General features: G+C 72.6%; 10 protein-coding genes. 7 read left to right on the top strand and 3 right to left on the bottom strand.

Annotated elements, in window-relative coordinates:
• Nucleotides 1–196: 196 nt before the first annotated feature.
• Nucleotides 197–1,030, top strand: coding sequence for a formate dehydrogenase accessory sulfurtransferase FdhD (gene fdhD, locus OG490_RS30575; RefSeq protein ID WP_330299494.1), 834 nt, complete (start codon nucleotides 197–199; stop codon nucleotides 1,028–1,030).
• 136 nt (nucleotides 1,031–1,166) lie between these two features.
• Here the strand turns inward: fdhD and OG490_RS30570 are convergent, their stop codons facing one another.
• The 3 genes from OG490_RS30570 to OG490_RS30560 form a co-directional block, all read right to left on the bottom strand.
• Nucleotides 1,167–1,439 carry a hypothetical protein gene (locus tag OG490_RS30570; protein ID WP_330299493.1) on the bottom strand — a complete coding sequence of 91 codons (273 nt, stop codon included), beginning with the start codon at nucleotides 1,437–1,439 and terminating at the stop codon, nucleotides 1,167–1,169.
• 167 nt (nucleotides 1,440–1,606) lie between these two features.
• The gene (locus OG490_RS30565) at nucleotides 1,607–2,038 is read right to left on the bottom strand and encodes a (2Fe-2S) ferredoxin domain-containing protein (RefSeq protein ID WP_330299492.1); all 432 of its coding nucleotides are present in this window, start codon (nucleotides 2,036–2,038) and stop codon (nucleotides 1,607–1,609) included.
• 9 nt (nucleotides 2,039–2,047) lie between these two features.
• The gene (locus OG490_RS30560; RefSeq protein ID WP_330299491.1) at nucleotides 2,048–3,121 is read right to left on the bottom strand and encodes a bile acid:sodium symporter family protein; all 1,074 of its coding nucleotides are present in this window, start codon (nucleotides 3,119–3,121) and stop codon (nucleotides 2,048–2,050) included.
• Nucleotides 3,122–3,291: 170 nt separating this feature from the next.
• On the opposite strand from OG490_RS30560, the gene OG490_RS30555 reads away from it, so the two are divergent.
• From OG490_RS30555 to OG490_RS30530, 6 genes are all read left to right on the top strand, one after another.
• On the top strand, nucleotides 3,292–4,143 hold the full coding sequence (locus OG490_RS30555) for a LysR substrate-binding domain-containing protein (protein WP_330299490.1): 852 nt from the start codon (nucleotides 3,292–3,294) through the stop codon (nucleotides 4,141–4,143).
• A gap of 209 nt (nucleotides 4,144–4,352) precedes the next feature.
• Nucleotides 4,353–6,176, top strand: a complete 1,824-nt coding sequence (locus OG490_RS30550) for an AMP-dependent synthetase/ligase (protein WP_330299489.1) — start codon at nucleotides 4,353–4,355, stop codon at nucleotides 6,174–6,176.
• Between the two features lie 133 nt (nucleotides 6,177–6,309).
• A complete protein-coding gene (locus tag OG490_RS30545) occupies nucleotides 6,310–7,572 on the top strand; it encodes an ABC transporter substrate-binding protein (protein ID WP_330299488.1) in 1,263 nt (420 codons plus the stop codon).
• A 16-nt stretch (nucleotides 7,573–7,588) separates the two neighbouring features.
• Complete coding sequence (locus OG490_RS30540; protein ID WP_330299487.1) at nucleotides 7,589–10,393, top strand: ABC transporter permease subunit; 2,805 nt, start codon at nucleotides 7,589–7,591, stop codon at nucleotides 10,391–10,393.
• Nucleotides 10,390–11,181: an ABC transporter ATP-binding protein gene (locus OG490_RS30535; protein WP_330299486.1), complete on the top strand. Its 792-nt coding sequence runs from the start codon at nucleotides 10,390–10,392 to the stop codon at nucleotides 11,179–11,181. Before OG490_RS30540 ends, OG490_RS30535 begins: the two co-directional genes overlap by 4 nt.
• Nucleotides 11,182–11,330: 149 nt before the next feature.
• Nucleotides 11,331–12,179 carry an aldo/keto reductase gene (locus OG490_RS30530; protein WP_330299485.1) on the top strand — a complete coding sequence of 283 codons (849 nt, stop codon included), beginning with the start codon at nucleotides 11,331–11,333 and terminating at the stop codon, nucleotides 12,177–12,179.
• Nucleotides 12,180–12,182 lie beyond the last annotated feature (3 nt).

Here is a 12,182-nt window from a genome sequence, read left to right as displayed (position 1 = left end):
TCCCCCCTTGTAAGGCAGTCAGGATGTTCCAGCTTTGCCTGCTACCGGCGGGTACGGGGGCGCGTGACCCGACAGGATTCAGTGCCCTGAATTTGGAGCTTCCCGAGGATCGTCCAGCCGGGACGGTGCCCGAAGCGGATCCGGGAGAATGGGGTCGTCAGGCGTAGGACGAAGACAGAACTGGTGGGCTGATCACATGGGACGGGTCACCGAACGCCGTCGTGTCGTCCGGATCCGGAACGGCGTCGCGGGCACCCGGGCGGACACCCTGGTGGCCGAAGAACCCCTGGAAATAAGGCTGAACGGCAAACCGCTGGCGATCACGATGCGCACCCCGGGTGATGACTTCGCGCTCGCGGTGGGCTTCCTGGCGAGCGAGGGCGTGGTCGCCTCGGCGTCGGACGTCCAGGCCGTGACCTACTGCGAGGGCGCGACCGAGGACGGAACCAACACCTACAACGTGGTGAACGTACAACTGGCCGCCGGCGTTCCGGTGCCGGACATCACGCTGGAGCGCAACGTCTACACCACCTCCTCGTGCGGCCTGTGCGGGAAGGCCAGCCTGGACGCGGTGCGCACCGCGACCCGGTACCCGGGGCTCGCGGACGATCCCGTACGGATCCCCGCGCGGCTGCTCGGAGAGCTGCCGGAGCGGCTGCGCGCGGAGCAGAAGGTCTTCGACCGCACGGGCGGGCTGCACGGCGCCGGGCTGTTCTCCGCGGAGGGCGAGCTGCTGGACGCGCGGGAGGACGTGGGCCGCCACAACGCGGTGGACAAGATCATCGGGCGGGCGCTCCAGGCCGGCCTGCTGCCGCTGGCGGGCTCGGTGCTCCTGGTGTCCAGCCGGGCCTCCTTCGAGCTGGCGCAGAAGGCGGTCATGGCGGGCATCCCCGTCCTGGCGGCCGTGTCGGCGCCGTCCTCGCTGGCGGTGGACCTGGCGCGGGAGTCGGGACTGACGCTGGTCGGGTTCCTGCGGGGCGGGGACATGAACATCTACGCGGGCGAGGAACGGATCGTCCTGCCGGGGTGACCCCCGGCGCGGGGTCGGGCCCGGCGGGGGCAGGCCTTGCGGGGGCAGGCCTGCCGGGGCGGACCTGCCAGACGGGCGGGCCCGGGGGCGGCCCTGCGGGGGCGGGCCCGGGTGTGCGGCCCGCCCCCGCGGAGGATCACTTCGAAGCCACGGCACCGGCGCCGGTGTGCGGGGTGCCCGGCTTCGCCTGGACGGTCTGGCTGGCCGGGTTGTCCTCGGACGCGGGCCGGATCCTGTGGCCCGCCACGTGGTCCGTGCCCGGGGCGGCCTCGATCGTCTTCTGGTACGAGGCCTTGCCCTGGTCGCCGTGGCCGCCGCCGTCCGCGGCGTGGGCGACCCCGCCGCCGAGGGCGAGGGTGCCGAGCAGGAGTGCGGCCGAGGTGGCGGCGATGCGCTTGCTGATCTTCATGGGGTGCTCCTTCGTCGGGGGTGCTGGGCTGACACCCCTGAAGCTAGGAGAACCGGGCATTTCGCCGCTCTAACGCCTTTCGGGTCCGCGCACCCTTCCCGCTTACCCCGCCCCGACCGGGAGTTCGCACTCCGGTCCCGACCGGGGGTCCGCGCTCCCGTCCCGCGTCAGCGCCCCCGGCGGCCGCGGCGGGAGGCCGGGGCCGAATCCTTCGGGGCCGGGGGGTCGATGCGGTGGAGGTCGAGGGTCGCCGGGACCGGGGTGGCGCCGGGGCCGCCGGATTCGGCCCAGGCGATGATCTCGTCGGTGGCGGTGTCGTCCAGGGCCCAGCCGAACCAGGCCGCGCGGGCGCCCCGGCGGCGGGCTTCCGTGGTGGGCTGCACCACGATCACGTTGGCCTGCGCGCACGGGCCGAGACAGTCGGTCGTACGGACGGCCAGGCGCCCCTCGGAGGCCGCGGCGGCCTCGCGCAACCGGGCCAGCTGACCCGCGTGGTCGGTGCCGGGGTTCTTGCGGGGGTCCCCGCAGCAACAGCCGCGGCAGACCACCAGGGTGCAGGGGCGCGGGGCGTTGGCGGAATGCGGGCGTATCCAGGTCACCGCCGCACGTTACCGGGCCTGCGGGGCCGGGTGTTGAGCGGCGCGGGAGACCTCCGCCACACGGTCGGCCGGGAGTTCGCCGGGTTCGGGGGCTTCTGCGGCCTGCGGGTCCTGCGGGTCCTGTGCGCGGCGGCGGGCCAGGACCGCGCAGACCATCAGCTGCATCTGGTGGAAGAGCATCAGCGGCAGCACCGCGAGGCTCGCCTGCGGACCGAACAGCACGCTGGCCATGGGGAGTCCGGCGGCCAGGCTCTTCTTCGACCCCGCGAACTGGATGGCGATCCGGTCCTCGCGGGTGAATCCGAGGCGCTTCGCCCCGTACCAGGTGGCCAGCAGCATGACGGCGAGGATCACCGCCTCCACCGCCATCAGCGCGCCGAGGCGCGGGACGCTGACCTGGTGCCAGATCCCGGCGACCATGCCCGCGCTGAAGGCGGTGTAGACGACGAGCAGGATCGAGCCGCGGTCCACGTAGCCCAGCACCTTCTTGTTGCGGACCAGGAAACCCCCGACCCAGGGGCGCAGGGCCTGGCCGAGGGCGAAGGGCAGGAGCAGCTGCAGGACGATCTTCAGCACCGAGTCGAGGGAGAACCCGCCCCCGTCGTTGCCGAGCAGGGCGGCGGCGAGGACCGGGGTGAGGAAGATGCCCAGGAGGCTGGAGAAGGAACCGGCGCAGATCGCGGCGGGGACGTTGCCCCGGGCTATCGAGGTGAAGGCGATCGAGGACTGGATGGTGGAGGGGACCAGGCAGAGGAAGAGCAGGCCGCTGTAGAGCGGGGGCGTGAGGAGGGTGGGGACCAGGGTGTGGGCGGCGAGGCCGAGGAGGGGGAAGAGGACGAAGGTGCAGGCGAGCACGGTGAGGTGGAGCCGCCAGTGGCGCAGCCCGTCGAGGGCCTCGCGGGTGGAGAGCCGGGCACCGTAGAGGAAGAAGAGCAGGGCCACCGCTCCGGTGGAGGCGCCCTCGGCCACGGGGGCGGCCGCGCCGCGGGCGGGGAGCAGGGCCGCGAGCCCGACGGTGGCGAGCAGACCCAGGATGAAAGGGTCCACGGGGAGCCAGGAGGGGATGTGCGGGCGGCGGCGCATGGGGGTGCTCACTTGCTCTGGTCGGGCGGTCGGGCGCGGAGGGGGCGGGTCGGGACGGACCGGGCCCCTTCCCATCCTCCGGGGTCGACGGTGATCGGGAAACCTGCACACTGCACTGACTGCCATCATGGAACGCGATAAACACCACTCCCAGCCCTAGGCTGGACGACATGTACGACCCCGTTCAGCTGCGCACCTTCCTCACCGTCGCGCAGACCCTGAGCTTCACGCAGGCCGCGGCGCGGCTCGGCGTCCGGCAGTCCACGGTCAGCCAGCACGTACGGCGGCTCGAGGAGGCCACCGGCCGGCCGCTCTTCCTGCGCGACACGCACAGCGTGGAGCTCACGGAGGACGGCGAAGCGCTGCTCGGCTTCGCCCGCACGATCCTGGAGGCGCACGAGCGCGCGTCGGCCTTCTTCACGGGCACCCGGATCCGGGGGCGGCTGCGCTTCGGCGCCTCCGAGGACTTCGTACTGACCCGGCTGCCGGAGATCCTCGAAGGGTTCCGGCACGAGCACCCCGAGGTGGAGCTGGAGCTCACGGTGGAGCTGTCCGGGACCCTGCACGAGCGGCTGGACGCGGGACGGCTGGACCTCGTACTGGCCAAGCGGCGCGGGGACGGGGACGAGCGGGGCCGGCTGGTGTGGCGGGACCGGATGGTGTGGATCGGGGCGGAAGGGCTGCGGGTGGATCCCGACCGGCCGGTTCCGCTGATCGTCTTCCCGCCGCCGGGGATCACCCGGGCCCGCGCGCTGGACGTGTTGCAGGCGGACGGCCGGCCGTGGCGGATCGCCTGTACGAGCGGCAGCCTGAGCGGCCTGATCGCGGCGGCGCGGGCGGGTCTGGGCGTGATGGCCCACACCCGGGGGCTGATCCCGCCGGGTCTGGTCCGCGTGGGCGGGCTGCCGGACCTGGGGCCGGTGGAGTTCGCGCTGCTCCAGGGCCGGCGTCCGACCCCGGCCTCGGACGCCCTGGCCGCCGCCGTCCTCGCGGGCGGCGACCGCCTCAGCCGCCCGGCCTGACCGGCCGCAGGCCCGCCCATGGAGTCCCGGTGCGTGGCTCGCGCAGATCTCGTGGAGATCGGCAGGCCCCCTCCCCGATCGCTGTGGGCACCGCCCTGACCAGTGGTGATGTGTTCGCAACGGATGTGCCGACTGCCCCCCGCCGGACTCCCCCGTGGGGTAGCGTCACGGCGCCGCGCGGGGCGTAGCCGCGGGGAGAGGAGCGGGCCTTGCGCGAGTTCAGCGTCCCATCCGTGGTCACGGGCGCGCCGGTCGGCGGGCTGGCCGACGTGGTCTTCCAGCATGCCCGGCAGGACCCGGACCGGGTGGTGCTCGGGCACAAGACGAACGGGGTCTGGGGGGACGTGACCTCCCGCGAGCTGGCCGAGGAGGTACTGGCGCTCGCGAAGGGGCTGCTGGCCCAGGGGATCCGGTTCGGGGACCGGGTCGCGATCATGTCCCGCACCCGGTACGAGTGGACCCTGTTCGACTTCGCCCTGTGGGCGATCGGCGCCCAGCCCGTCCCCGTCTACCCCAGCTCCTCCGCGGACCAGGTGCACTGGATCCTGTACGACTCCGAGTGCACGGCCTGCGTGGTCGAGGACGAGGACCAGGCGATGACCGTCGGGTCGGTGATCGAGCGGCTGCCGCGGCTGCGCCGCCTGTGGCAGCTCGACGCGGGTGCGGTGGAGGGTCTCGTGCAGGACGGGCTCCAGGTCGCCGAGGACGTGGTGCACCGGCACCGGAGCGCGGTGACCCCCGACGCGACGGCCACCGTCATCTACACCTCGGGGACCACCGGCCGCCCCAAGGGCTGCGTGCTGACCCACGGCAATTTCATGTTCGAGGCCGACACCATGGTCAACCGCTGGGAGTCCGTGTTCCGGGCCGGTCCCGGCGAACAGCCCTCCACCCTGCTGTTCCTTCCGCTCGCGCACGTCTTCGGGCGGATGGTGGAGGTGGCGGCCGTCCGCGCCCGCGTGAAGCTCGGACACCAACCGGTGCTGGCGGCGGCCGAGTTGCTGCCGGACCTGGCCGCGTTCCGGCCGACGTTCGTGCTCGGGGTCCCGTACGTCTTCGAGAAGGTCTTCGCCGCCGCCCGCCGCAAGGCCGAGGCGGAGGGCCGGAGCGGGCCCTTCGACCGGGCGGTGGACGTGGCCGTGCGCTACGCGGAGGCGCGCGAGCAGAAGGCCTTCGGCATCGGGGGCGGCCCTTCGGCCAAACTGCGCATGGAGCACCAGCTCTTCGAGAAGCTGGTCTACGGGAAGGTCCGCGACGCGATGGGCGGCCGGGTGCGGCACGCCATGTCGGGCGGCTCCGCGATGTCGCGCCGGCTCGGGCTGTTCTTCGACGGCGCCGGGATCACGGTGTTCGAGGGGTACGGGCTCACGGAGTCCTGCGCGGCGGCCACCGCGAACCCGCCGGGAGCCACGAAGTACGGCACCGTCGGCCGGCCGATCCCCGGCAGCACGGTGCACATCGCCGAGGACGGGGAGGTGTGGCTCAGCGGCCGCCACATCTTCGCCGGGTACCTGAACGATCCGCGGGGCACGGACGCCGTCCTTCAGGACGGCTGGCTGGCGACGGGGGATCTGGGGCGGCTGGACGAGGACGGGTACCTGACGATCACCGGGCGCAAGAAGGAGATCCTGGTGACCTCCAACGGCAAGAGCGTGGCGCCGACCGCCCTGGAGGAGCGGGTCCGTTCGCATCCGCTGGTCTCGCAGTGCGTACTGGTGGGCAATGACCGGCCGTTCATCGCCGCCCTGCTCACCCTGGACATGGAGGGGGTCGCGCACTGGATGGCGATGCGCGGCCGCCCGCAGCTGCCCGCGGCCGATCTGGTGCTCGACCCCGACCTGACGGCGGAGGTCCGGCGGGCGGTGGTGGCGGCCAACACTCTGGTCTCCCAGGCCGAGTCGATCCGCACCTTCCGGGTGCTGGGTGAGCAGTTCACCGAGGAACGGGGCCTGCTGACGCCCTCGTTGAAGCTGAAGCGGCGGGCGATAGAGAAGGCCTACGCGAAGGAGGTCGCGACCCTCTACCAGTCCTGACGGGCAGCCGCCCGCGCGCACCTCACCAGCCCGAAACGTTATTTGACGGGCCGTCACTTTACTTGCCATTGATATTGACGATGCGTCAGGTCGCGCACAGAATGCGGGGATTCCGACCGGAGGGGATCCACACATGTTGCGACCGATCCGTACCCTGGCCGCCGCGGCGGCGGCGCTCGCGCTCGTCTCCGCCTGCAACTCCGCCTCCAAGAGCACCTCCCCCGGCAAGCCGGGAGCCGCCGGCGACTCCCGCGGGGTGAGCGCCGACTCCATCAAGGTCGGCGGCATCGTCTCGATGACCAGCGCCAGCGGCTACAGCAAGAAGGACACCGATCTCGGGGCCAAGGCCCGCTACCTGAGAGCCAACGCCGAGGGCGGGATCAACGGTCGCAAGATCGACTACATCGGCGCCGAGGACGACGGCCAGGACCCCGCCAAGAACCTGGCGGCGGCCCGCAAACTCGTGCAGCAGGACAAGGTGTTCGCGGTCTCCCCCATGAGCTCGGTGACCTTCTCCGGCGCCGACTTCCTCGAACAGGAGAAGGTGCCCACCTTCGGCTGGGGCACGCTCCCCTCCTTCTGCGGCCCCAAGTACATCTACGGGTTCAACGGCTGCCTCGTCCCCACCCCCGGCGGCACCCTCAACCAGACCTGGCCCGAGGGCATCGGCAAGGTGCTCGGCGGGGCCCAGGGCAAGACCGTCGCGATCATCGCCAACGACAGCGACGCCGGGAAGTTCGGCGTCCGCACCTTCCAGCAGGGCTTCACCAGCGCCGGTTTCAAGGTCTCCTACGCCAAGGCCTCGGTCCCCGCCACCGCCGTGCCCAGCGACTGGTCGGCGTACGTCAAGGAGCTCCTCGCCGGCAGCGACGGCAAGGCACCCGACGCGATCGTCTCCGTCATGCAGACCCCCAACAACATCGGCCTGTTCACCGCGCTCAAGCGCAGCGGGTACAAGGGGCTCCTCTCCGACCCGACCGACTACGACCCGGGCCTGCTCGCCAAGGACGCCACCAAGCAGGCCCTGGACGGCGTGTACGTGCTGCTGCAGTTCGAGCCCTTCGAGTCCACCGACCCGAAGATGGTCCAGTTCAAGGCCGACATCAAGGCCGCCAACGGCGGGCAGGACGTCCCCCTCAACATGCACATGATGACCGGGTACATGTCCGCCGACCTGTTCGTGTCCGTCGCGAAGAAGGCCGGCAAGGACCTGACCGTCGAGTCCTTCCAGGCCGCCGCGCAGGGCTTCTCCGACAACGCCACCCTGGTCGGCGACCGCTCGGAGCCCAAGGGCCAGAAGGACAGCTTCGGCTGCGGGGCCCTCGTCCAGCTGAAGAACGGGGCGTACGAGGTCTCCGTACCGTTCAAGTGCTACGAGCCCATCCCCTTCAAGTAAGGGAACGGGAAACGGCATGGGAGATCTGCTCGCCTTCGTACTGAGCGGTCTGGTGTCGGGCGCCCTGTACGCGCTGCTGGCCACCGGGCTGGTGCTGTCGTACTCGGCGTCCGGGCTGTTCAACTTCGCGCACGGGGCCACCGCCTACCTGTGCGCGCTCACCTTCTACGAACTGCACTCCGGGCTGGGCTGGCCGGCCGTCCCGGCCGCCCTGCTGGTGGTGCTCGTCCTGGCACCCGGGCTCGGATGGGCCCTGGACCGGTTGATGTTCCGGCGGCTCGCGCAGGTCGGCGAGACCGCGCAGATCGTGGCCACCATCGGGCTGCTGGTGGCCCTGCCGGCGGCCGGGCTGTGGGCGGTGGAACTGCTGGAGGACGCGGGCGCGCCCGTGAAACCTGCGGAGAACCAGTTCGGGCTGCCGGGGGTGGGGCCCAGCCCCGCGAAGGCCTGGCAGCTCACCTCCGACGTGGGCATCGACTCCGACCAGCTGATCACCTGGGTGGCGACGGCCGTGGTGGCCGTCGCCCTGTGGGTGCTGATGCGTCACACCCGGCTGGGGCTGCGGCTGCGGGCCGCCGTGGACAACCGCTCGCTCACCGAGCTCCGCGGGATCGACGCCGACCGGCTCTCGTCGGTGGCGTGGATGATCGCCTCGGGGCTGGCCGGGCTCGCGGGGGTGCTGGCGACCCCGCTGCTCGGCCTGTCGGCGCACGACTTCACCCTGTTCCTCTTCGTCTCGGCCACCGCCGCCGTCATCGGGCGGTTCGCCTCCGTACCGCTCGCCTTCGCGGGCGGGCTGGGACTGGGAGTGCTCCAGAACCTGGTCGTCGGCTACGCGTCCTTCGCCGACTCCATCACCGGATTCAGAACGGCCGTGCCCTTCCTGATCCTCTTCGGCGGGCTGCTCGTGCTCGCCCGGCGGGCGCGGACCGCGGGCACGGCAGCGGTGGACGTGGCCCCCGTGGACCATCTGGCCGGGGCCTCGTGGGCTCGACGGTGGGGGGTGTGGGCGGGCGGCGGCGCCGCGTTGTGCGTGGCCCTCTACACCGTGACCACCCCCTTCTGGAGCGGACTCCTGGCCCAAGGGCTCGCACTGGCCCTGGTGTTCATGTCCTTCACCGTGGTGACCGGACTCGGGGCGATGGTCTCGCTGGCCCAGGGCACCTTCGTCACGGGCGCCGCGCTGGTCGCCGGGCTGCTGATGAGCCACGGGTGGCCGTTCGTGGCCGCGCTGGCGGTCGGCACCTGCGTGGCCGCCGTACTGGGGGCACTGGTCGCACTGCCCGCGCTGCGGCTGGGCGGGCGGTCCCTGGCGCTGGCCACGCTGGCACTGGCGTTCCTGGCCGACCAGGTGCTGTTCCAGATGCGGTGGCTGCGCAACGGCGACTCCGGCTGGTCGATCCCCCGGCCGGTGTTCGGACCCGTGGACCTGTCCGACGACCGGGCCATGGGAGTGGCACTGGTGGTCCTGGTCGCGGTGGTCGCCGCCGGGCTGAACGCACTGCGCGACTCCCCGTCGGGGCGGGCGATGCTCGCCGTACGGTCCGCTCCCGCCGCGGCCATGGCCTCCGGGGTGTCCGTGCTGCGGACCAAACTGCTGCTCTTCACGCTGTCCGCCGGGCTGGCCGGGTTCGGGGGCGTGCTGTACGCCTCCTACAACACCCGGATCACGGCCACCGACTTCACCGCGATGACCGGTCTGGTGTGGCTGGCGGTGGTCGTGGCGGCGGGGGTCCGGCGGCCCCAGTACGCGGTGGTGGCGGGGCTGGTCTTCGCCGTTGCTCCGCGGGTGATGGCGGACTACGTGACGGAGTCGGCGCATCTGCCGGTGATTCTGTTCGGGCTGGCGGGGTTGGCCTTGGCCAATGATCCTGACGGGTATTGCGCGGCCATTCCTGTGCGGGTGGCTCGGCGGCGGGTCGGTGCCTTGGCCGCTCCCGCAGCCGGAGCCGTTCCCGCGGCCAGGGTCGGCGGCGGGGCCGGGGTGGGCCCTGCGGGGCTTTCCCCCACCCCGCCCCTTCCCGCTGCGCCGGTTGGTGCGGCTCCGCCGCGTGGCGGGGCTTCGCCCCGGACCCCTTCGGGGGCTCCGCCCCCGGACCCCCGCGCCTCAAACGCCGGCGGGGCTGGATTTCCCGCCCTGGAGCTGCGCAGCGTAACCGCCGGGTACGACGGTGGGCTCGTGCTGCACGGGGTGGACCTCGTCGTGCGGCGCGGGGAGATCCTGGCCGTGCTCGGGCCCAACGGGGCCGGGAAGTCCACCGCCTGCCGGGTCGCCGCCGGGGCGCTTGCCGTCTCCGGCGGGTCCGTCCACGTGAACGGGCGGGACGCCACGCGCGACGGGGCCGTGGGCCGTTCCCGGGCCGGGGTGCTGCTCGCGCCCGAGGGGCGGGGGATCTTCCCCGCGCTCAGCATCGAGGAGAACCTGGCCCTGTACCTCGCGGACCCCGCCGAGCGGGACGCCGTCTACGCGCGGTTCCCCCGGCTGCGGGAGCGGCGGGGGGTCGCCGCCGGGGCGCTGTCGGGCGGGGAGCAGCAGATGCTGGCCCTGGCACCGCTGCTCCAGCGGCCGCCCGAGGTGCTGATCGCGGACGAGCCCTCGCTGGGGCTCGCGCCGCGCGTGGTGGACGAGGTGTACGGGCTGCTCACCGAGCTCCGCGACGCGGGGACCGCGCTCCTGCTGGTGGAGGAGAAGGCGGCCGAGATCCTCGGGATCGCCGATACCGTCGCCTACCTCTCCCAGGGCCGGGTCTCCTGGTGCGGCCCGCGCGCCGAGGTGGAGACGGACCGGCTGACCGAGGCCTACCTGGGGATGGGCGGATGAGCACGGGTACGGGTACGGGCACGGGCGGATATGTACTGGAGGCCGCCGGGGTGAGCGTGCGGTTCGGCGGGGTCAGGGCGCTGGACGGGGTCGATCTCGGGATCCGGGCCGGTGAGGTGTGCGGGCTGATCGGGCCGAACGGGGCCGGGAAGACCACCCTGTTCGACGTCCTGTCCGGGATCCGGCGGCCCGACCGGGGCCGGATGCTGCTCGACGGGGTGGACATCACCCGGCGCTCCCCCGTCTGGCGGGCCCGGCACGGGATGCGCCGGACGTTCCAGCGCCAGCAGTTGTTCGGGCAGCTCAGCGTGGCCGACAACGTGCTCGTCGCGCAGGAGTGGCGGGGCGGGGGCGGCGGTTTCGCCGCCGATCTGGTGGCGTCCCCGACCCGGCGCCGCCGCGAGCGGGAGCGCCGGGAGCGGGCCGCGCGGGTGCTGGCCGACTGCGGGATCGGCGCGCTCGCGGCCTCGTACGCCGGTGGTCTGCCGGTGGGTCGGGCCCGGATGGTGGAGCTGGCCCGCGCCGTGGCCGATCCGCCGCGGGTGCTGCTGCTGGACGAGCCCGCGTCGGGCATGTCGGCGCCCGAGCGCGAGCAACTGGCCGTCGTCGTGCGCCGGCTCGCCGAGGAGGAGGGCTGCGCGGTGCTGCTGGTCGAGCACAACGTCGCCTTCGTGATGGACCTCTGCACGCGCGTGGTCGTCCTGGACCTGGGGAGCGTGCTCGCCGAGGGCACGGCCGCCGAGGTACGGGGCGACGCGCGGGTCCGGGAGGCGTACCTGGGGGCGTAGTCCCGGCCGTACCTGTTCCCGCCGTACGGGTTTCACCCGTTCGGCGGGAATAGGCCACGCGGGAGTCCGGTTGTCGCCGGTCGTACGGGTGCCCGCACGCGTGCCCGTACCGACGACGACCCGACGACAACCAGAGGGAACGACCCGACGTGAACCAGGTCCCCGGCATCAAGCTCAACAACGGCACGATCATGCCCCAGCTCGGCTACGGCGTCTGGCAGGTCCCGGACGCGGAGGCGGAGCAGGCCGTCGGGACCGCGCTGGAGGCGGGCTACCGCAGCATCGACACGGCGTCCATCTACGGCAACGAGACCGGCACCGGCAAGGCCATCGCCGCGTCCGGGGTGCCGCGCGAGGAACTGTTCGTCACCACCAAGCTGTGGAACGGCAAGTCCGAGACCTGGGGCCGGGACAACGTGCTGCGCGAGTTCGACTCCTCGCTCGCCAAGCTGGGCCTCGACGACGTCGACCTCTACCTGATCCACTGGCCGCGCCCCATGCGCGAGGACTTCGTCGCCATCTGGAAGACCTTCGAGGAGATCGCGGCGAGCGGCCGCGCCAAGGCCGTCGGCGTCTCGAACTTCCGCCCCGCCGACCTGGAGCGGCTCGGCGCCGAGAGCTCGCTGGTTCCGGCCGTGAACCAGATCGAGCTGCACCCGCTCCTCCCGCAGGGTGAACTGCGCGCCCTCCACGCCCGCCACGGCATCGCCACCGAGGCCTGGTCCCCTCTCGGCCAGGGCAAGGACCTCCTCACGCTGCCCGCCGTCACCGCGATCGCCGCCAAGCACGGCCGCTCGGCCGCGCAGGTGGTGCTGCGCTGGCACCTGCAGCTCGGGAACGTCGTGATCCCCAAGTCCGTGACCCCTTCGCGGATCCGCGAGAACCTGGACGTCTTCGGTTTCGAGCTCGACGCCGAGGACATCGCCGCGCTGGACGCGCTGGGTGCCGGCTCGGCGGGCCGCCGGATCGGTCCCGACCCGGCCGAGTTCGACTTCTGAGCC

This window comes from Streptomyces sp. NBC_00503, assembly GCF_036346895.1.
Taxonomy (GTDB): domain Bacteria; phylum Actinomycetota; class Actinomycetes; order Streptomycetales; family Streptomycetaceae; genus Streptomyces.
The sequence above is the reverse complement of the archived record's forward strand: the minus strand, read 5'-3'. Positions and strand labels throughout refer to the sequence as shown.

Coding starts and splice junctions, on each gene's coding strand:
- fdhD (WP_330299494.1), top strand. CDS start 197: ATGGGACGGGTCACCGAACGCCGTCGTGTCGTCCGGATCCGGAACGGC.
- OG490_RS30570 (WP_330299493.1), bottom strand. CDS start 1,439: ATGAAGATCAGCAAGCGCATCGCCGCCACCTCGGCCGCACTCCTGCTC.
- OG490_RS30560 (WP_330299491.1), bottom strand. CDS start 3,121: ATGCGCCGCCGCCCGCACATCCCCTCCTGGCTCCCCGTGGACCCTTTC.
- OG490_RS30555 (WP_330299490.1), top strand. CDS start 3,292: ATGTACGACCCCGTTCAGCTGCGCACCTTCCTCACCGTCGCGCAGACC.
- OG490_RS30545 (WP_330299488.1), top strand. CDS start 6,310: ATGTTGCGACCGATCCGTACCCTGGCCGCCGCGGCGGCGGCGCTCGCG.
- OG490_RS30540 (WP_330299487.1), top strand. CDS start 7,589: ATGGGAGATCTGCTCGCCTTCGTACTGAGCGGTCTGGTGTCGGGCGCC.
- OG490_RS30535 (WP_330299486.1), top strand. CDS start 10,390: ATGAGCACGGGTACGGGTACGGGCACGGGCGGATATGTACTGGAGGCC.